Genomic DNA, 20,325 nt, shown 5'->3' with positions numbered 1-20,325 from the left:
ACGGCAGGGGCGTTGACGGAATGATTTACAGCCTAATGGGCAGATGCTTAGGCGATACGCAGCAGAGGCTCTGCTTGCGTACTGCGTCGAACACTAACCGGCACCGATTTAGAGGTCGGCGTGTGCGTTTCATCCCCGAAGCTGGACAACGGTACCAGCGGGTTGGTTTCCGGGTAGTAGGCCGCCAGATTGCCGCGTGGAATGGCGTAGCTCACCAGCTTGAAGCCGTTGACGATACGGGTAATGCCATCGTTCCACAGCGTTTCGATATCGACCAGATCGCCATCTTCCAGCCCCAGCGCGCTGATATCATCCGGGTGCATGAACAGGACCTCCCGCTGCCCGTACACGCCGCGGTAGCGGTCATCCAGCCCATAAATGGTGGTGTTGTACTGATCGTGTGAACGCAGGGTTTGCAGGGTAAAAGGCACGTCGCTGCCTTGTAGTTGTGGGAACAGCGTATCGGGCAACTTGGCCTGGCTGAATTGCGCCTTCTCGTTGAGGGTATTGAAGCGCAATTCGGCGGCAGCGTTACCGAGATAGAATCCGCCCGGCAGGTCGCAGTTGGCATTGAAATCGGTAAAGCCGGGAATGGTCGCGGCGATGTGATCGCGGATGCGTGAGTAATCGTCCGCCAGCGCCAGCCAGTCAAGCTTTTCATGACCGAGGACCGCATCAGCAATCCCGGCAACAATCGCGGTTTCCGAGCGCTGCAACGGCGAAAGCGGCTGCCCGACACCCTGTGACGCATGCACCATGCTGAAAGAATCTTCTACGGTAATAAACTGCGGGCCGCTGGCCTGCATGTCGAGATCGGTTCGGCCAAGCGTCGGCAGAATCAGCGCATCAACCTTGCCAGTAACCAGATGGCTGCGATTGAGTTTGGTACTGATATGCACGGTTAGATCGCAGCGGCTGAGCGCCTCTTCGGTACGCGCTGAATCCGGTGCAGCAGCAGCGAGGTTACCGCCCAGCGCGATGAGCACTTTTATCTCATCACGCAGCATGGCCTCCAGCGCTTCTACCGTGTTGTGGCCTGCGGCGTAAGGCGGTGTGAAGTCATAATGCGCCGCCAGACGATCGAGAAATGCCGCTGTCGGCTTCTCATCGATCCCCATGGTCCGGTTACCCTGCACATTACTGTGGCCGCGTACTGGACACAGACCTGCACCCGGTTTCCCCAACTGTCCGAACAGCAGTTGCAGGTTGACGATCTCCCGCACGGTAGCGACGGAATGCTTGTGCTGGGTAATGCCCATCGCCCAGGTGCAAATCACACGCGGAGACTGCTGATAAATCGCCGCCACATAGCGTAGTTGCGCTTCGCTCAGGCCGGATTGCTGTTCGATTTTCTGCCAACTGGTGGCGTCCACCACGGCGAGGTATTCATCCACCTGCTGGGTGTGTGTAGACAGGAAATCCTGATCGAATAAACCCGCTTCTCCGGCAGACAGACGCTGGCGATGTGTTTCCAGCAGTGCTTTCACCATGCCGCGTACGGCGGCCATATCGCCGCCCAGATTAGGCTGCAGGTAGGTTTCACTAATGGTGCCAGACAGCGGCGTGAGCAGCTCCAGCGGATTCTGCGGATTGGCAAAGCGTTCCAGACCGCGTTCGCGTAGCGTATTAAAGGAAACGATGTGCGCGCCGCGATCGGCAGCGTGGCGCAGGCTGTGCAGCATGCGTGGATGATTGGTGCCGGGATTCTGACCAAAAACGAAAATCGCGTCAGCGTGTTCGAAATCATCCAGCCGGATCGTGCCTTTCCCCACGCCGATACTTTGTTTCAGGCCAATTCCGCTGGCCTCATGGCACATATTTGAGCAGTCGGGGAAATTGTTGGTGCCCAACATGCGGCCAAAAAGCTGATACAGATAAGAGGCTTCATTACTGGCACGGCCGGACGTATAAAGCTCCACCTGATCGGGATGAGCCATATTATTGATGTGCTGAGCAATCAGCGCAAACGCTGCGTCCCAGTCGATGGGAACATAGCGGTCGCTGGCGCGGTCATAGCGCATCGGGTGGGTTAAACGCCCCTGATACTCAAGGAAATAGTCGCTTTGCTGGCGTAGCGTCGTGACGCTATGGGCGGCGAAGAAATCCAGATCGACCGCTTTGCGCGTCGCTTCCCAACTTACCGCTTTCGCGCCGTTTTCGCAGAAACTGAACGTGCTGCTGTTGTCATCACCCCAAGCGCAGCCGGGGCAGTCAAAACCTTTCGATTTATTGACCCGTAACAAGTTTCGGATATTTTTCAGCGCTTGCTTGCTGTCGAGCACAAAACGCGTGGTGGCTTCCAATGAGCCCCAGCCGCCAGCCGCATTGCGGTATGGCTTGATGGATGGTTTGAATTTCATAGCATGTTCCGCAGGTGAATAAACCCGTCATACTTCAAGTTGCAGGTGTGTTGGCCGCCTCAAATACTCGGCCCGTCGTGGGCCTCGCCCTGAAGGGCCGCTGCAAGCAGCGTTCAAATCTGCTCCCAGCAGATTTGTCACCCCAGTCACTTACTTGAGTAAGCTCCTGGGGACTCGCTGCGTTGCCGCCGGCCTGAAACTCGAATTATCTAGGGTTTGTTTTTTTTATGTGAACAAAATTTTAAATATTTGCTCTTGAGGGAAGTTTAGGTGCCGTCGGCGATCCCGTCTAATCAAATGCGGCTATGGTGGGATAGAGGCTATTTATCAGAGTATATACCCGTCATACTTCAAGTTGCATGTGCGTTGGCTGCGCTCACTCACCCGAATCACTTACTTGAGTAAGCTCATCGGGATTCCCTTACTTGCCGCCTTCCTGAAACTCGAATTATTTAGGGTATACTTGTGGCTTACCCACTACAGAGTCTGACGATGGATATTAAGCAACTGCAATACCTGTGCAATCTGGAGAAAGAGCGCCATTTTGGCCGGGCAGCGGAAGCCAGTTTTGTCAGCCAGCCAACGCTCTCCATGCGGTTGAAGAATCTGGAAAAAGAGCTGGATTTGGCGCTAATCAACCGGGGTAACAATTTTGAAGGCTTTACCGCAGAAGGTGAGCGCGTGCTGGCCTGGGCGCGGGAGATCGTCTCGGTGTATCAGGGGCTGAAGCTGGAAGTGGCGTCGCTGAAGCGTGGCGTGAGTGGCGTATTGCGCATCGGTGCGGTGCCGCAAAGCAGCATCGCGTTATCGAGCCTGCTGGCCGCGGTCAATGAGGTTTACCCGCAGTTGGATTTTCAGATTTCGCTGTTCAGTGCGGATCAACTGCTGGAAGCGCTGAATGCGCATTCGGTAGATGTCGGTATCGGCTTTTTTGAGTTTTCGACGCTACAGGAGCTGCACTTTCAGGCATCGCCGTTGACGGAGCAGGGTATCGATCTGTTGTTTCATCCTCAGCATTTCCCGCAGTTAGTGGGTGACACGCCGCTGCCTCTCACCGCACTTTCCGACGTGCCGCTCTGCCTGGCGGAGGCCAGCCGCTATTTCCGCCGCTATCTGGATAGCCATTTTCGCGAAATGGGCGTCTCGCCGTGGGTCAAGGTGGAAAGCGCTTCTGTCCTGCAACTGATCCAAAGTACCTATGTTGGGCTGGGGTGTGGGATTGTTCCCCACGGTAGCTTGATCCCCGAAATGACGCCCGCGTTAACGCTGCGGCCGCTGCAATTTCCGCCGATGCGCCGCCGCGCCGCGGTTGTTGTCGCACAGGCTGGCAGAGCAACGCCGCTGGCGCAGAACTTCTTTGATGCGGCGCAGCAGTGGTTGCAGGCTCAGTCGTAAAGGCTTTCGTCCTGTACGGGTGCTACCGATTTACTGGCGCGCAGCCGCCTGACGGACTGGCGCGCGACCAGTGTACCGTTGAGTAGCGTGTTGCCAACCGGGGCTTCGGGACGGATCAGGCGGTATTGCAGCAGCCTGACGGCTTCTTCGCCTAGCGCCTCACGTGGCACATGTACCGACGTGAGCGGTACATCGTGGATGGCCGACAGATTGAAGCCATCCATACTCATCACCGAGACATCCTGCGGTACGCGTAATCCCGCCTTATGCAGCGCATTGACCACCCCGACCGCGATGAAATCACCGCCTGCCAGAATAGCCGTAGGCCATTTATCCTGCGGACAGCGTGACAAAAAGGCGGTCATCGCCTGTTCCGCATCTGCCGTGCTGAAATTATCTAACGACAGCAAGTTGTCTCCGCTGGAAAACGGCAGATTATGGTACTGATAGGCATCCCGGATACCGTCCAGACGTAGCTCCATTGTGTAGCGACGCAGGCATAACAGCGTCAACACGGTATGGTGTCCTTGCTCGAAGAGATAGTGCGCGGAGAACTCGCCGATTAACCGGTGCGCCGGTGCCACACCCGGTAATCGCATCTTACGGTCGAGACAGTTAATCAATATGCAGGGCTTACCGCTGTCTGCCGCCAGCGCGTGAATATAGGGATCGTCGATGCCGATCAGTAGCGCCGCCTCCGTGGCCGGATCGCGCATTTTGTCTAAAAAGAGCGCCGCATCGCTGTCATTTTCCTCCAGTCCACAGTACCGCACTCGCACATCGTGTGGTTTCAGGGCATCAATGATGCTCTGTACCACTTTGTGATAGAAGATGTCGGACCGAATATCAAAAGCGCGCGGCGGGGCGAATATCGTCAGCCCGTTCAAGAGCAGGCGGCCGTTGGCAAGATCGGCCAGTACGCCGCACTGGCGGGCACAGTTGAGAATGTCTGCTTTTGCGTGCTCGCTGGTATTGGACTGACCAGACAATACGCGTGAAACCGTACTGATCGAGTAGCCTGTCCGCTGCGCAATTTCACGTATTTTCAGGTTTCCTTTCATTTTGTGATCCCGTTCACCTTCGAAAATGACAAAGTTTTCATTGCCACCTGTTGCCTGTTTTCAGGCGATACAGAGGTTTTTTTGCCTGTATTTTGACCATAGCATGAAAATGTTTTCAAAAAAGTGAGTGTTTCACGATTTTCAATTGTTCTACTCTCAATTTGGTAAACCAATTTCAGTGGTTAGAGGCAATAAAAAAGGATTTAAGTTAATAAATACAATGATATAAAAATGGTTTGAGTGTTCGGTAGGCTATAAATACAAAAATGCCGCTGAGATATCAGACCAATGTAACCCTACTTTCCTGTATAGGAGTCACCATGAGTCTCGACATCAATTCGTCCTCCATCGCTACCAAAGGTAAACGGACATTCAGAAATCTGCGCTGGTGGGTTCTTGACCTGTTTCTGCTGGGCGTTACTGTTAACTACATCACGCGTAATTCGCTCGGTATTCTGGCACCAGAACTGAAAACCACGATGGGCATCACCACCGAGCAATATTCCTGGATTGTGGGGGCATTCCAACTGGCCTATACCATTTTCCAGCCGGTGTGCGGCTGGTTGATCGATGTCATTGGTCTGAAAATGGGCTTTATGATTTGTGCCACAATCTGGGCGCTGATGTGCATCTTCCACGCGGGAGCGGGAAGCTGGCTGCATCTGGCGATCTTGCGCTTCTTTATGGGCGCGTCCGAAGCAGCGGCGACGCCGGCGAATGCCAAAACGCTGGGCGAGTGGTTCCCGAAAAAGGAACGCCCGATTGCGGCAGGCTGGGCTGGTGTCGGTTTCTCCATCGGTGCGATGCTGGCACCGCCGATTATTGTTGTGGCGCATGCCTATCTGGGCTGGCAGGGCGCGTTTATGTTCACCGGTGGGCTGGCGCTGCTGTGGGTGATGCTGTGGTGGTTGTTCTACCATAACCCGGAAGATCACCCCAATTTAAGCCGCGAGGAGCTGGATTTCATCCGTCAGGACAACGAAGCGCCTCCTGTCAAACTGCCTTTCTTTACCGCGCTGAAAACCGTCTCAAAAAACAAACGCTTTTACGGTATTGCGATTCCTGCATTTATGGCGGAACCCGCGTGGGCCGTGCTCAGCTTTTGGGTGCCGCTCTATCTGGCAAATGAACGCGGTATGGATCTGAAACAAATCGCGATGTTTGCATGGTTGCCGTTTCTTGCCGCCGATCTGGGCAGCGTCGCCAGCGGTTACCTCACTCGGCTCTACACCCGCTGGTTCGGCTGTTCGCGCGTTAACTCGATTGTGGCCAGCTCGGTAACGGGTGCGTTTCTGATGCTGTCGCTGGCGTTGGTCGCCATCAGTAAAGATCCGTGGGTCGCGATTCTGCTGATTTCCATCGGCGGTTTTGGCCATCAGGTGATTTCCTGCATGTTGAGCGCACTGGTCGTGGAATCGTTTGATAAAGGCCAGATGGCAACGGTGAACGGGATGCGCGGTTCATTCGCCTGGATTGCTAGCTTCCTGTTCTCGCTGTTGATTGGCGTCACCGCCGACAAAATCGGGTTTAACCCGTTGTTTGTCGCCATGGGATTCTTCGATCTGATCGGTGCCGTGTTCCTGATCGCGTTTATTGCTGAACGTCGTGGGAAAGCGCGGCCACAGGCGTAACGGCTAATTTATTTTTTCCTGAAAAGGACGCTGTATGAAAACGTTGAAAACTTGGGTGTTCCGTCATCAGAGCGCCGACCATGTTGAGTTGCTGGTGGATGACAGACATGTTTTTCGCCTGTACGTGCTGGAACCGATGTTGGCCCGTGTTCTGGTTAAACAAAATGGCAAACTGAAGCTGAATCGCACCTGGAGCATCGCACCGCAGCAGGATGTTCCCTGGCAAGGGCGCAGCCGCGAAAGTAGCGAAGGCTTTAGCCTGCCGGGATTCTCGCTGGAACAGTTGGACAATGCATTGCGTGTCAGCACCACGCGGATGCGTATTACGATTCATCAACCGCTGTGGCTGGCGTGGGAATACCGTGATGAACAGGGTGAATGGCAGCCGTTTGCCGCGGATAGACCCACCAGCGCCTATCTGCTGAATCCACATGGTGATGGTGTGGCGCATTATCAGCGCCGTTTCCCAACGGAGCGTTATTACGGTCTGGGCGAGAAGGCGGGCGATCTGGAACGCACCGGACGCCGGTTTGAGTTCCGCAATCTGGATGCGATGGGCTACAACGCGGCGAGCACCGATCCGCTGTATAAGCATGTTCCGTTTACCATTACCCGACGCGATGATGTCAGTTTCGGCCTGTTTTACGATAACCTGAGCACGACCTGGCTCGATCTCGGTAATGAAATCGATAACTACCATCTGGCTTATCGGCGCTATCAGGCAGAAGCGGGCGATCTCGACTATTACCTGTTCATCGGGCCGCGCGTGCTGGATGTGACAAAAGCGTTCGTGCGCCTGACGGGTAAAACGCTCTTTGGGCCAAAGTGGAGCCTCGGCTATAGCGGTTCCACCATGCATTACACGGATGCGCCCGATGCGCAGCAGCAGCTGATGAAATTTATCGCGCTGTGCCGCGAACACCATATCCCGTGTGATTCATTTCAACTCTCGTCGGGCTACACGTCGATTAACAATAAGCGCTATGTGTTTAACTGGAACTACGACAAAGTCCCGCAACCGGAGGTGATGTCGCAGGCTTTTCATGATGCGGGCCTCAAGCTGGCTGCCAATATCAAGCCCTGTTTACTGCAAGATCACCCCAAATATGAAGAGGTATCGGCGCAGGGGCTGTTTATCCTCGATTCCGAGTCCGATGTGCCAGAACGCTCCAGCTTTTGGGACGACGAAGGGTCGCACCTTGATTTCACCAACCCGGCAACGGTGGCGTGGTGGCAGGAGAACGTCACTCGGCAACTGCTGGAGAAAGGGATTGATTCGACGTGGAATGACAATAACGAATATGAAGTCTGGGATGGCGAAGCCCGCTGCCACGGATTCGGCGACACGATGGTGATCAAACACATTCGGCCATTGATGCCGTTGCTGATGATGCGTGCCTCGCTGGAAGCACAGCAGCGTTTTGCCCCGACGCTGCGCCCTTATCTGATCTCGCGTTCCGGCTGTGCGGGAATGCAGCGCTATGTGCAAACCTGGAGCGGCGATAATCGCACCAACTGGCAAACACTGCGCTACAACACCCGAATGGGCGTGGGAATGAGTCTGTCCGGCCTGTTTAATGTTGGGCATGATGTCGGCGGCTTCTCCGGTGACAAACCGGACGCCGAGCTTTTTGTACGCTGGGTACAAAATGGCGTGATGCATCCGCGTTTCACCATCCATTCCTGGAATGACGATCATACGGTGAACGAACCGTGGATGTATCCTGCGGTAACGCCTGCGATACGCAGTGCCATTGAGCTTCGCTATCGTTTGCTGCCGTATTTTTATACCTTGCTGTGGCAGGCTAGCGCGGATGATGAGCCGATGCTGCGCCCGACGTTCCTCGATCACGAGCAAGACAGCGCGACGCTGGCAGAAACCGACGATTTCATGCTGGGACGCGATATTCTGGTCGCCAGCGTGGTTGAACCGGGGCAGCGTCAGCGTACGGTATATCTGCCAGCGAATACGTCAGGCTGGTACGATTTTCATTCCGGTCAGTGGTTCAGCGGCGGACAGACCATTGTGCTGGATGCCCCGTTGGAGCGCCTTCCGCTGATGGTCCGCGCGGGGGCGATGATCCCGCTGTCGGAGCGAACGGCATATGTCAGCCCCCATGAAGACGAACAGCGTGAATTTCTGCTCTTTCCGCCTGCGGCGGGCGGCACAGACAGCGGGCTACTGTTTGAAGACGATGGTGAAACGTGGCAATGGCGCGAAGGAAACGCGCTGTGGCTGCGTTGGGAAATTCGTACGGATAACCAGCGCATTGACGTGACGTTCACATCGGAAGGGCGATATCAGCCTGCCTGGCGGCACGCGACGCTGCGCTTGCCGGCGGGTGAGCAGCGTCAGCTATACATCAACGGTGTCCACACGGAGACCTATCAACACCAATAGCCATCCCATTTTATTTCCTGTTGCGCCCCGGTCTTATTTGTTTACCGGGGCGTTTTTTTGTTATGCAGAATATAAATAATATTCGATTAGTTATTTTCAGGATAAGGAAATGTTAATGAAGTGAATGGAATATTAAATATAGAAAAGAGTTGTGCGAATACCCTTAATAAAAGCGGAACTACAAAATAGTTTAAATAGTAAAAAAACATTTTATAACAGTTAAAAAAATAGATACTTGGTAAGTAATAAGTTCGCAAATTATCAGCCAAAAAAATTAATAAAAACAAATACGGCAGCTTCCGATTTATTTGCAAACAGAGTTTTTATTTTAAGTGGAGTATTCGCTATGAAGAATAATCACCATGATCTATTTGCCGCTTTTACACTCCCCAACGGCGCGACGCTGAAAAATCGGGTACTGATGGCTCCCATGACCACCTGTAGTGGGTTTTACGATGGGAGTGTTACCAAAGAGCTGGTGGAATATTATCAGGCCAGAGCTGGCAGTATCGGCACCGTAATTGTGGAATGCTGCTTTATTGATGACAAAGGGTTAGCGTTTCCCGGTGCGATAGGGATAGACCACGACGATAAAATTGCCGGGTTGGCTAAAATTGCGACGGCGATTAAAGAAAAAGGCTCGACGGCGATCCTGCAAATCTATCACGGTGGCCGCATGGTCGAACCGCGTTTTATTGGCGGTGCGACACCGGTTGCTCCGAGCGCTATTGCCGCGCCGCGCGCAGGAGCGACGGTTCCGGTCGCGCTGTCGGGCGATGAGGTTGACGCCATGATCGGTAAATTTGGCGATGCCGTCCGTCGTGCTATTCAGGCGGGGTTCGATGGGGTAGAAATTCACGGCGCGAACACCTACCTGATCCAACAGTTCTATTCTCCACACTCTAATCAGCGCTCAGATAAATGGGGCGGCAGCCGTGATAATCGAGCGGCATTTCCGCTGGCGGTGTTGGATATCACCCATGAGGTCGCGGCTCAATACGCCGATCCTGCATTTATTATCGGCTATCGTTTCTCACCGGAAGAGATCGAAGAACCGGGCATTCATTTTGATGATTCACTCTATCTGCTGGAGAAATTAGCGGCACGCGGGCTGGATTATGTCCACTTCTCTATGGGAAATATCCTGCGCTCATCCATTATTGAGATTAATGACCCGACGCCGCTGATTAAAAAATATGTTTCCCGTCGTTCTGCAACATTAGCCGCGATTCCGGTTATCGGCGTCGGGGATATTGTGAATCAGGCAGACGCCGACGCGGCGCTGGAAAATGGTTATGACCTGATTGCCGTCGGCAGAGCCTGTATTGCTTATCCAGACTGGACAGATCGTATTGCCGAGCAGGAAAAGCTCGAACTTTATATTGCCAGTGATAAACGTGAAGCATTAATGATTCCCGAACCGCTGTGGCGTTTTTCATTAGTGGAAGCCATGATTCGGGATGTAAATTTAACCGGAAAAAAATTTAAATCCGGGGTTTATCAGGAAAGCGTTCAGGATGAATGTGGCGAGCTGCGAATTCATGTTCATTTTGAGCAGAATCGGGTCGCCGATATCGCGCTGGAAAATAGCGAGATCGATGATTCACTGAAAATCAGTTTTGACATTATCCGCGAACGCATTCTGGATACCAATAGCCCACATGTTGATGCTGTAACGGGCGCAACGGCACAGAGTGAAGCGATTAAAAAGGCTGTCACCAAGGCGATGGTGAAATCCAGCAAAGACGCCATTATTGCCGATGGCGGTAACCCTGACGCGCGCCGCGAAGCGGACGTGGTGGTGATTGGCAGCGGCGGTGCGGGGCTGGCGGCGGCGATTCAGGCCAGCGAAGAGGGCGCGCGCGTTATCGTGATTGAAAAGATGCCGGTCATTGGTGGGAATACCATCAAGGCATCTGCTGGTATGAACGCGGCGGGAACCGTCTTCCAACAAAATAAAGGCATCGAAGATAGCCACGCGCTGTTCTATAACGAAACCCTGAAAAGCGGTAAACAGAAGAACAATCCCGCGCTGGTGCACTATTTCGTCGAGCACGCATCTGACGCGATTAATTGGCTGGCGCAGCACGATATTGAACTGAGCGATATCACCACGACGGGCGGCATGAGCGTTGACAGAACGCATCGGCCTGCCAACGGCGCAGCGGTGGGCGGCTATCTGGTCAGCGGGCTGATTAAAAATCTCAATAAATACAATATTGAGGTGCTGCTGGAAACGTCGGTGACCGAAATTGTGCAGGAGAAGGGCAAGGTTACCGCCGTCAAAGTCGTTAATGATGAGCAGGAAGAAAGTCTGATTACGACAAAAGCGGTGATTGTTGCGACAGGCGGTTTTAGCGCCAATCAGGCGATGGTGGAGTCATACCGCCCAGACCTGAAAGGCTTCGTCACCACCAACCACAAAGGTGCGATGGGCGGCGGGATTCGGCTGCTGGAGCATATCGGTGCGGATACGGTGGATATGGGCGAAATTCAGACCCATCCGACGGTGGAACAAACGACATCTTATCTGATTTCCGAATCCATTCGCGGCGGTGGCGCTATTCTGGTGTCACAGTGTGGAGAGCGCTTCTTTAACGAAATGGAAACGCGGGATAACGTCTCGTCAGCCATCGTGAATCTGCCGGAAGGTTATGCGTACATCCTGTTCGACGAGCAGGTGAGAAACCGTAATCGGGCGGTCGAAGAGTATGTCGCGCAAGGGCTGACCGTCAGCGCGGACAGCGTCGCGGACCTGGCTGATAAGCTCGATATGCCGTCGGCTGCACTGCAAACCACGCTCGAACGCTACAATGCCTTCATTGCCGATAAACAGGATGAGGATTTTGGCCGTACGACGGGGATGCGCGATCCGCTAAATCAGGCGCCTTACTACGCGATTAAGGTGGCGCCAGGCGTGCACCACACGATGGGGGGCGTGACCATCAACGAGAAAGCGGAAGTGCTGAACCGCTATAAAGAGACGATCTCCGGGGCTTATGCCGCTGGGGAAGTGGTTGGCGGTATTCACGGCGCGAACCGCATTGGTGGCAACGCCGTGGCGGATATCATTATCTTCGGTATTCAGGCGGGGATTCAGGCGGCGGCCTATGCGCGGATGCCGCGTCGTTCTGGTATTTTCCCAACGAAAGCACGGAAGGCGAAGTTTGTGAAAACAACGGTGAAAACGGCGGAAAATCAGTCGATGCTGGTAGAGGAATAAGTGATAAAACAGTAGGTATACTGGCGGGCGTCTGAAAGGGCGTCCGCGATTTTCCGATGCTTCCCTCTCTGTATTGCCGTTCGTTCATTGGAGCTACCGTATGCCTTCTGTCGATAATGCTTACGTCTATTCCGTTCATCTCATGGGTAGCCCCATTCTGCTCAAACTCTTTGTTCATGATGAAACCGCTGTCAGGCAAGTTTTCCTGCGCATCAAGCAGCTTGAAGACCTGCTAACTGTTAATCGGGCGCAGTCGGAAGTGATGAGTATCAATCACGAGGCGGGAAAAGCGTCTGTGCCGGTCAGCCCGGTTGTCTTTGCGCTGATTAAGCGCGCTAAAGCGGTGAGTCTGATTGAAAATAGCGGCTTTAATGTGGCGATAGGCCCCGTCGTCAAACTCTGGAAAATCGGTTTTAGCGGCAGCACGGTGCCTGACAGCGAATCGATACAACGAGCGCTGGCATTGACACATCCCGAGCGCATTATTCTCAGAGAGCAGGATTGTACCGTATTGCTAGAAAGCGCCGGAATGGAGATCGATCTGGGGGCGATTGCGAAAGGCTATATTGCCGATATCGTCCGGGATGTTCTGCATCAACATGCGATTCAGGATGCGCTGATCAATCTGGGGGGAAACGTGCTGGCTATCGGCAGCGCGCTGACGGATGAGCAAGGGCTATGGAGCGTCGGGTTGCAGAAGCCTTTTGCGGATCGCGATAGCCTGCTTGGCATCATTAAGGTGAAGAACAAATCCGTGGTGACATCCGGCGTTTATGAGCGCTTTTTTACCGTGGACGATCGCATCTACCATCATATTATCGATCCTCGGACGGGTTATCCGCTGGATAATGAACTGCACAGCGTAACGGTTATCTCGAATGATTCTCTCGACGGTGATATCTACACCACGCTGCTCTACGGTATGGGCGTGAACGCGGGCATTGAGTTTCTACAACATCAGCCGGACATTGAGGCCATCTTTGTGACAAAGAGTAAAGAGATCATCTTTTCTTCTCAGCAACATCATACGTTTGAATTGCTGGATACGGATTATTCGGCGACTATACGGTGAAGGTTGGATCTGAGCCGGAAAGTGAATAACGTGGCGTTTATTAAGGAAGATTTTATCCCGATAGGGGATAACGAACGTATTGTCTTACCCGATTTAACCGGGCGGCATCATTTGGCTGTTAATGTCGATGACGTGCTCGAAGGCTTGTTACCTTTATGGCAGATTATTGAAACCGAGTGCGTGTCAGCCTGCTGTGGCTTTGATGCGTTTGATTTCTCTGCTGATACACTTTATGCCGCAGCCCGCAAGCTGGACGCCCCAGAACTTGGTCACATGCTACACCGTGCCATTGAGCAAATAACCTTACTGGATACCACGGTGATATCCAGCAGTTATCTGAATAATCTGGCGGATAAACAGGCCTTTATTACCTTGTTGCAGCACATTCGTACCAGTTTACCGCAAGGAAACGACTAAATTTATGCACGCTCAGGCACAAGACTGGAAACACGCTCCCGCACCGCAGCAAACTGCGCCGCTTAATTTTCAGGCGCTGTTTACGGATGAGGAAGCTGAAACAATGAAGCAGGGCATCATTCCAAAGCAAATGGAAGATAAATGGTTTATCTATTTTGAGGACGGCTGGCTCCGTTTTCATCGGAGTTGGACGGGCTTTTTTATCTATGCGGTGAAACTGGATGGTTCACCCGCCGGCGTTCGGGTCACGGACTCATGGGTCAATAGAGACCCGGCACAATACACCAGTACCGATCTGGATTATGACCAGAATATACTGCGTTATCTGATAGACGTAGCGCTACTGAGAAAGAGAGGAAAGTAGCCCATCAGGGACAGGCTACTTTTGATGACTTATTTCAGTTCCAGCTCGTTCATTGCAGCGATGCTGAAGCCGCCGTCAACGTGCAGAACTTCACCGGAGATACCGGCAGCCAGATCGGAACACAGGAACGCAGCAGAGTTGCCCACGTCTTCAATGGTAACGACACGGCGGATTGGCGTAACGGCTTCGCAATGAGACAACATTTTCTTGAAGTCTTTGATGCCGGATGCAGCCAGTGTACGAATCGGGCCCGCAGAGATGGCGTTAACGCGCACGCCCTGAGCACCCATGGCGTTCGCCATGTAACGTACGTTTGCTTCCAGAGACGCTTTTGCCAGACCCATCACGTTATAGTTCGGGATAGCGCGCTCAGCGCCCAGGTAGGACAGGGTAACCAGCGCAGAGTTCGGGTTCAGCATTTTACGGCAGGCTTTCGCCATCGCGACGAAGCTGTAAGAGCTGATATCGTGAGCGATGTTGAAACCTTCACGGGTCACGGCATCAACGTAGTCACCGTCCAGTTGGTCGCCCGGTGCGTAAGCAATAGAGTGCACGAAGCCATCAAAGTTCGGCCATACGTTAGCCAGTTCGGTAAACAGTGCTTCGATGCTCGCATCTTCAGCGACATCACACGGCAGAACGATGCTGGAGCCCAGCTCGCTGGCAAAGCCTTCAACGCGTGCTTTCAATTTGTCGTTCTGATACGTGAAGGCCAGTTCGGCACCTTCACGCTGCATTGCTTGTGCAATACCGTAGGCAATAGAACGGTTGCTGGCAACACCTGTTACCAGAATGCGCTTACCGGTAAGAAAACCCATAGCAGTAATCCTTGTGATCATTGTTGCTGCGATCGCCACTTCGGTGCCGGTAAACCTACGCGGCAAGTGACGACCGAGATGAATAAACCGCGCGATTCTACCATGTTGGGGACGGTAGCGGTACTCCGAGCAGTATCCTCCCTTCTTTCACCGTCCTGCGGCCGTAGCGGGGATACCGTCGTTGTGCGCGGAGATTAACGTTGTGCGCCGTCGCGTCGCCAGGCGTCGGCGCTGAGCGCTTCGCCGAAGTGGCTGGCAATCAAACGTTTCGTCAGGTCGTGGAGCGGGGCGGACAACACATCGGCAGTACTGCCGCGCTCGACCACTTCACCAGCCTGCATCACCAGAATCTGGTCGCTGATGTGCTTCATCATGCCCAGATGCTGCGTCACGTAAATATAAGAGATACCGTGCTTTTCCTGTAACTCCAGCATCAGATTGATAATCTGTGACCGCATAGACATATCCAGTGATGCCAGCGCCTCATCGGCCACAATCACTTTCGGTTGCAGGATAAGCGCGCGCGCCAGACCGACACGCTGTTTTTGTCCCGGCGCGAGCGCATGCGGATAATAATAGGCATGATCGGGGCGTAACCCGACCTGCTGCAGCGCCTGATTAATCGCTCGTTCGCGCGCTTCGGCGCTGAGGTCGGTATTCAGCCGCAGCGGGACATCCAGCAGTTGCCCGATACGCTGGCGCGGATTGAGCGCATTACTCGCATCCTGAAAGATCATACGGATGCGCTGGCTGCGATAGCGGTAATCGCCGTAATGCAGCGGGTGATCGTCAATAACCAGTTCGCCGGACGTCGGGGCGATCATGCCTGACAGCATTTTAGCCAGCGTCGATTTCCCCGATCCGTTCTCACCGATGATGGCGAGCGTTTGTCGTTCACGCAGCGTAAAGCTGACGGATTTCACCGCCTCGACATGTTGACGACGGAACAGTCCGGTTCGATAGCGGAACGTTTTGGTCAGGTTGCGGGCTTCAAGCAGCATCTCAACCATTACGGTTCCTCCATGTTGAGCGGGAAGTGGCAGGCATATAAGTGGTTCTTAACCGAAAGCAGCGGCGGTGTTTGCATACACTGCTTTTGTGAATACGGGCAGCGCGGACCGAGCCGGCAGCCAATCGGCAGGTGCTCCAGCGAGGGGATCGCACCGGTTAGCGTGTTCAGCCGGCTTTTGTGCGGCAGCGAACGACCGAAATCGGGCATTGCGCGAATCAGCGCCTGCGTATAAGGGTGGTGCGGCGCGGTGATCAAATCTTCACTGGTCGCGCTCTCTACCGTTTGCCCGCAATAGAGCACGTTGATCCGGTCAGCCCATTTGCTCATGGTTTGCAGGTCATGGCTGATGAGCAGAATCGTGGTGTTATTGTTCTGATTCAGGCGTGAAAGCAGGCGGAAAATCTGCGCCTGCGTGGTGGATTCCATCGCGTTGGTGGGTTCGTCGGCAATCAGCAGGCGCGGCTGGTTCGCCAGCGCGATGGCAATCATCACTTTCTGGCACTCGCCGTCGCTCAGCTCATAGGGATAGCTGCCCATAATATCTTTATGATCTTTAATCCCAACGCGGTGCAGCAGTTCGATAGCGCGGCGTTTGCGCCAGTTGAATCGCTGCCACCAGCGGCCTTTATACGTCCAACTGGGAATCGCCTGCACCAACTGCCGCCCGATACTCTCGGACGGATCGAGACAGGATTGCGGTTCCTGAAAAATCATGGAGACGTTATGGCCGACCAGCTTACGCCGCTCGCGCGACGACAGCTGCAGCAGGTCTATATCATCAAAGCGGAAGCGGTCGGCGGTTACGCGCCAGTTCTCTTTGGTGATCCCGCAGATGGCTTTGGCGATCAGGCTTTTACCTGAGCCAGATTCGCCCACCAGACCGCGAATTTCCCCTTCGCTCAGCGTCATGCTGACGCGGTCGACGGCTTTGACGGGGCCGTCGGCGGTGAGAAATTCAATCGTCAGGTTACGGATATCAAGTAATGGCATAGGGAGTCGTTGCCTCTTATTCCGTTTCCGCGACGAGCGCGCGGCGGATGCCGTCGCCCAGCAGGTTGACGATTAACACGCTCAGCGCGATAGCCGCGCCGGGCAGCATCACGGTCCACGGTGCGGCATAAACCAGCTCCAGCGAGTTGCCAAGCAGCGCGCCCCATTCGGTCGTCGGCAGCTGTGCACCCAAATCGAGAAAGCCCAGCGCGGCGATATCCAGAATGGCGATCGACAGCGCGCGGGTAAACTCGGAAATCAGCAGAGCAGCAATGTTCGGCAGCACAACGTACCACACCAAATAAAACGTGGACGCGCCGTCAAGACGAGCGGCGATCACGTACTCTTTGTCCATTTCTGCGTGTACGGCGCTGTAGATGGTGCGCACCATACGCGGCAGCAGCGCCAGCCAGACGGCGAGCATCGCGTGTTCGAGTTTGGGGCCGATAAAGGCAATCACCACAATCGCCAGCAGCAGCGAGGGAATCGACAGCAGCGTATCCAGAATATGGTTGAGCATCGCAGAGCGCAGCCCGCGGGTGACGCCCGCAAAAACGCCCAATACGATGCCGCACAGCGCCGCTGCGTAGGTGACGATGAGCGATGCGCCGACGGTCGGTGCCGCGCCGCTCAACAGGCGGCTTAGCTGGTCGCGGCCTAAATCGTCGGTGCCAAGAAAGAACGACACTTCACCATAGTGAGACCAGGAGGGGGGCAACAGTTGGTAGCCTAAAAATTGCTGATCCACTTCATAAGGCGCAAGAAACTTGCCGAACAGGCACAGACCAATCAGGATCAGAAAGCCGTATAGCCCGATCATCGCGAGCATATCCTGATGGAACGCCCGCCAGGTATCGCCCAGTCGGCTTGGCAGCCGTTTTTCGCTATAAACGTTATCGAAGGGCATACCATTCCTTGTGTTTCAACGGATTTGCCATAGCACCCCAAATATCGGACAGGATGTTTACTGTGATGACCATCGCGCCGACTACCATGACGCCCGCAGAAATCGCGGCATAATCCTGCTGGCGAATGGCGTTCACCAGCCAGCGGCCGATGCCCGGCCAGTTAAAGACCACTTCGGTAATCATCGTCAGCGTCAGCATCGTGGAAAATTGCAATCCCAGTTTGGGAATGATTGGCGGTAGCGCATTGTGAATCAGGTGGCGACGAATGACCGTAAAACGCGAGAGTCCGCGCGTGGCCGCTGCTTTAATATAGTTTTTGCTGATAATTTCCGTGGTGCTGACGCGCATCAGGCGGATCACTTCAGTCGTCGGCCCGACGGCCAGCACGGTAATCGGCAGAATTAAGTGGCGGATAGCGCTGACGATCATTTCGCCACGGTGTGGCGAATCTGACAGCCAGGCGTCAATCAGGGCAAACCCGGTGACGGTTTTCACCTGATAGAGCAGGTCAAAGCGGCCTGAAACCGGCAGCCAGCCGAGGTGCAGCGAGAAAAAGAGCGTTAACAGCAGCGCCAGCCAGAATACTGGCAGGGAAAAACCGATAAGCGCCAGCGTACTGATCACAATATCCGCGCCGCGGTTCTGCATCACGCCGGCGGTAATGCCCAGCGGAATGCCGACCAGCAGCGAGAGTGCAAACGCCAGCAGACAAAGCTCGATCGTGGCCGGGAACACTTCTTTCAGCAGCTCGCTAATGGCCTGCCCGTTAATGCTGGATCGGCCAAAATCTCCCTGAAGCAGACTGGTGAGATAAAAGTGATAGGCATCAAATAGCGCTGCGCCGTTGAGCGGCGCATTGGGCGTGTAGTAGCTGAGGCTAAAGCCAACCAATGTTAGTAGTGACAGTGTCACTATCAGTAACACCAGACGTCGTAAGGTAAAAATAATCACGGCTGTGCTTCCTCCACGGTTTCCGGTGCAGAGGGTTTCTGCTGCGCCTGCTGATCCTCGCGGAAGACGCCCGCGAACGAGGCATTGCCGAACGGGCTCAATACCAGCCCTTTCATGTCATAGCGGTAGGCCAGTAGTCGTAATGACGATGCCAGCGGCAGAACGGGTAATTGTTCTGCCAGAATACGCTGTGCCTGTTGATAATAGTCAATCCGCTTAGAAAGCTGTTGTGATGAGAGCGCGTTTTGCAGCACTTCATCAAACGTGGGATCGCACCAGTGCGCGTAGTTGCTCTGGGAGCGAATCGCCGCGCAACTTAGCAGCGGTCGGAAAAAGCTGTCCGGGTCGTTACTGTCCGTTGCCCAGCCCGCCAGCGTTAAATCGTGGCTGAGTTCCATCAACCGCGCCTCCTGAAAACGGCCTTCCACCGGAACAATGGTTACGGTGACGCCAATCTGCGCCAGATCGGCCTGTATCAACTCTGCCGTTTTCAACGGGCTGGGGTTGTAGGACTGCGAGGCGCTGGGCACCCACAGGCGCAGGTTGAGGTTCGTCAGCCCCAAATCCTGCAAGATTTGCCGCGCTTTCTGCGGGTTATATTCCGTAATTTGCGATTCATTGTCGTACGCCCATGAGGCGCGAGGCAGAATCGACGCTGCGGTTTCCGCCGTGCCGTAATAGATCGACTGCATCAGTCTGTCGTTATTGATCGCCAGTGCGATGGCTTCCCGCACGCGGCGGTCATCCAACGGGGGTTTACGTACGTTGAAAGCCAGATAGGCGACGTTCATGCCAGGGCGCAGCGAGAGACGCAGGCGAGGGTCGTTACGCAGAATCGTTAGCTGGCTAGCCGCCGGATAGGCGAGAACATCACATTCGCCCGTCAGCAGCTTGGATAAGCGACCCGTACCGCCGGAACCGAGATCGACAACGACCTGCTGCATGCGTGGCAGGCCGCGCCAATAATCGTCGTTGCGCGTCAGCCGGATATATTGCCCGTTGCGGTATTCATTGAGCAGATAAGGGCCGGTACCGACTGGTTCGCGATCCAGCAGCTCCTTTTTGTCCTCTTTTGCCAGACGCTGCGCGTATTCCGCAGACAGGATCGGTGCGTAGTGCGTGGCCAAATGCCAGAGGAAAGACGCATCCGGGCTATTGAGGCGGATCTCAACGCTATACTCACCTAGCTTGCGGATGCTTTGTACCGAATCGGCGAATTGCAGGCTGTCGAAATAGGGGTATTCACCGCCGTTAACATCATGATATGGATGCTTTTCGTCCAGCATGCGCTGGAAGCTGAAGATTACGTCGTCGGCGTTCATATTTCGGGTTGGGCTGAACCAGGCGGTACGCTGAAACGGCACATCGCGGCGCAGGTAGAAACGGTATGTCGAACCGTTGTCCAGCACTTCCCAGCGCTGAGCCAGCTCTGGCATCAGACGATAGGTATAAGGGTCGACGTCCAGCAGGCGGTCATAAAGCTGTGCTGCCAGCGTATCAATGGTGACGCCGCTGCGCGCCATCTGCGGGTTAAACGTGTTCAGGACATCATTGACGCAATAGACAAAGCCGCTCTGGTGAATACTTTCCAGCGGAGCAGGTGACGTTGGCACGGACGGCGATGCGGCCAGTGCAGGTAATGCCAGCCAGGTGAATGCCAGTGCGAAACAGGTTTTTCCGAACATACGGGATTTTTCAGTCAATACGGTTATACACAGAGTG

General features: G+C 54.4%; 15 protein-coding genes. 7 read left to right on the top strand and 8 right to left on the bottom strand.

All coding sequences use genetic code 11. The annotated features are described in order from the left end of the window. Positions 1-47: 47 nt before the first annotated feature. On the bottom strand, positions 48-2,360 hold the full coding sequence (locus I2D83_RS12600; RefSeq protein WP_181848724.1) for an FdhF/YdeP family oxidoreductase: 2,313 nt from the start codon (positions 2,358-2,360) through the stop codon (positions 48-50). Positions 2,361-2,852: 492 nt separating this feature from the next. Here I2D83_RS12600 and I2D83_RS12595 point away from each other — a divergent pair, with 492 nt between their 5' ends. Beyond that, positions 2,853-3,755: a LysR family transcriptional regulator gene (locus tag I2D83_RS12595; RefSeq protein ID WP_180778084.1), complete on the top strand. Its 903-nt coding sequence runs from the start codon at positions 2,853-2,855 to the stop codon at positions 3,753-3,755. Here I2D83_RS12595 and I2D83_RS12590 read toward each other — a convergent pair. Beyond that, positions 3,746-4,816, bottom strand: coding sequence for a LacI family DNA-binding transcriptional regulator (locus tag I2D83_RS12590; protein WP_205946632.1), 1,071 nt, complete (start codon positions 4,814-4,816; stop codon positions 3,746-3,748). The two genes, I2D83_RS12595 and I2D83_RS12590, sit on opposite strands and share 10 nt — an antisense overlap. Before the next feature lie 320 nt (positions 4,817-5,136). On the opposite strand from I2D83_RS12590, the gene I2D83_RS12585 reads away from it, so the two are divergent. The 6 genes from I2D83_RS12585 to I2D83_RS12560 all read left to right on the top strand — a co-directional run bounded on the left by I2D83_RS12585 (position 5,137) and on the right by I2D83_RS12560 (position 13,924). Then, entirely contained in the window at positions 5,137-6,447 is a 1,311-nt protein-coding gene (locus I2D83_RS12585) for an MFS transporter (RefSeq protein WP_205946631.1), read from the top strand. 34 nt (positions 6,448-6,481) lie between these two features. Further along, positions 6,482-8,848, top strand: coding sequence for a glycoside hydrolase family 31 protein (locus I2D83_RS12580; RefSeq protein WP_205946630.1), 2,367 nt, complete (start codon positions 6,482-6,484; stop codon positions 8,846-8,848). Between the two features lie 346 nt (positions 8,849-9,194). Further along, positions 9,195-12,071: a flavocytochrome c gene (locus I2D83_RS12575; RefSeq protein ID WP_205946629.1), complete on the top strand. Its 2,877-nt coding sequence runs from the start codon at positions 9,195-9,197 to the stop codon at positions 12,069-12,071. Positions 12,072-12,171: 100 nt separating this feature from the next. After that, entirely contained in the window at positions 12,172-13,143 is a 972-nt protein-coding gene (locus I2D83_RS12570; RefSeq protein WP_205946628.1) for an FAD:protein FMN transferase, read from the top strand. A 30-nt stretch (positions 13,144-13,173) separates the two neighbouring features. Further along, positions 13,174-13,560 (top strand): DUF6331 family protein, encoded by a 387-nt coding sequence (locus tag I2D83_RS12565; protein WP_205946627.1) that lies wholly within the window; start codon positions 13,174-13,176, stop codon positions 13,558-13,560. 4 nt (positions 13,561-13,564) lie between these two features. Beyond that, a complete protein-coding gene (locus I2D83_RS12560) occupies positions 13,565-13,924 on the top strand; it encodes a hypothetical protein (RefSeq protein WP_205946626.1) in 360 nt (119 codons plus the stop codon). A gap of 29 nt (positions 13,925-13,953) precedes the next feature. Here the strand turns inward: I2D83_RS12560 and fabI are convergent, their stop codons facing one another. The 6 genes from fabI to sapA form a co-directional block, all read right to left on the bottom strand. Then, a complete protein-coding gene (gene fabI, locus I2D83_RS12555) occupies positions 13,954-14,742 on the bottom strand; it encodes an enoyl-ACP reductase FabI (protein WP_015840562.1) in 789 nt (262 codons plus the stop codon). 194 nt (positions 14,743-14,936) lie between these two features. Continuing rightward, on the bottom strand, positions 14,937-15,752 hold the full coding sequence (gene sapF / locus I2D83_RS12550; protein ID WP_015840561.1) for a putrescine export ABC transporter ATP-binding protein SapF: 816 nt from the start codon (positions 15,750-15,752) through the stop codon (positions 14,937-14,939). Then, the gene (gene sapD / locus I2D83_RS12545; protein ID WP_205946625.1) at positions 15,752-16,744 is read right to left on the bottom strand and encodes a putrescine export ABC transporter ATP-binding protein SapD; all 993 of its coding nucleotides are present in this window, start codon (positions 16,742-16,744) and stop codon (positions 15,752-15,754) included. Before sapD ends, sapF begins: the two co-directional genes overlap by 1 nt. Positions 16,745-16,760: 16 nt before the next feature. Continuing rightward, entirely contained in the window at positions 16,761-17,651 is an 891-nt protein-coding gene (gene sapC / locus I2D83_RS12540; RefSeq protein WP_205946624.1) for a putrescine export ABC transporter permease SapC, read from the bottom strand. After that, the gene (sapB, locus tag I2D83_RS12535; protein ID WP_015840558.1) at positions 17,638-18,603 is read right to left on the bottom strand and encodes a putrescine export ABC transporter permease SapB; all 966 of its coding nucleotides are present in this window, start codon (positions 18,601-18,603) and stop codon (positions 17,638-17,640) included. Before sapB ends, sapC begins: the two co-directional genes overlap by 14 nt. After that, the gene (sapA, locus tag I2D83_RS12530) at positions 18,600-20,288 is read right to left on the bottom strand and encodes an ABC transporter substrate-binding protein SapA (protein WP_180778001.1); all 1,689 of its coding nucleotides are present in this window, start codon (positions 20,286-20,288) and stop codon (positions 18,600-18,602) included. The genes sapB and sapA overlap by 4 nt, the downstream gene beginning before the upstream one ends. Positions 20,289-20,325 lie beyond the last annotated feature (37 nt).

Source organism: Pectobacterium aroidearum (genome assembly GCF_015689195.1).
Taxonomy (GTDB): domain Bacteria; phylum Pseudomonadota; class Gammaproteobacteria; order Enterobacterales; family Enterobacteriaceae; genus Pectobacterium; species Pectobacterium aroidearum.
Note: the sequence above shows the minus strand (reverse complement) of the source record. Positions and strands in the feature narration are given on the sequence as shown.

Excerpts from the sequence above, each read along its gene's own strand:
- I2D83_RS12600 (WP_181848724.1), bottom strand. The coding sequence starts at position 2,360 with ATGAAATTCAAACCATCCATCAAGCCATACCGCAATGCGGCTGGCGGC.
- I2D83_RS12595 (WP_180778084.1), top strand. The coding sequence starts at position 2,853 with ATGGATATTAAGCAACTGCAATACCTGTGCAATCTGGAGAAAGAGCGC.
- I2D83_RS12590 (WP_205946632.1), bottom strand. The coding sequence starts at position 4,816 with ATGAAAGGAAACCTGAAAATACGTGAAATTGCGCAGCGGACAGGCTAC.
- I2D83_RS12585 (WP_205946631.1), top strand. The coding sequence starts at position 5,137 with ATGAGTCTCGACATCAATTCGTCCTCCATCGCTACCAAAGGTAAACGG.
- I2D83_RS12580 (WP_205946630.1), top strand. The coding sequence starts at position 6,482 with ATGAAAACGTTGAAAACTTGGGTGTTCCGTCATCAGAGCGCCGACCAT.
- I2D83_RS12575 (WP_205946629.1), top strand. The coding sequence starts at position 9,195 with ATGAAGAATAATCACCATGATCTATTTGCCGCTTTTACACTCCCCAAC.
- I2D83_RS12570 (WP_205946628.1), top strand. The coding sequence starts at position 12,172 with ATGCCTTCTGTCGATAATGCTTACGTCTATTCCGTTCATCTCATGGGT.
- I2D83_RS12560 (WP_205946626.1), top strand. The coding sequence starts at position 13,565 with ATGCACGCTCAGGCACAAGACTGGAAACACGCTCCCGCACCGCAGCAA.
- fabI (WP_015840562.1), bottom strand. The coding sequence starts at position 14,742 with ATGGGTTTTCTTACCGGTAAGCGCATTCTGGTAACAGGTGTTGCCAGC.
- sapF (WP_015840561.1), bottom strand. The coding sequence starts at position 15,752 with ATGGTTGAGATGCTGCTTGAAGCCCGCAACCTGACCAAAACGTTCCGC.
- sapD (WP_205946625.1), bottom strand. The coding sequence starts at position 16,744 with ATGCCATTACTTGATATCCGTAACCTGACGATTGAATTTCTCACCGCC.
- sapC (WP_205946624.1), bottom strand. The coding sequence starts at position 17,651 with ATGCCCTTCGATAACGTTTATAGCGAAAAACGGCTGCCAAGCCGACTG.
- sapA (WP_180778001.1), bottom strand. The coding sequence starts at position 20,288 with ATGTTCGGAAAAACCTGTTTCGCACTGGCATTCACCTGGCTGGCATTA.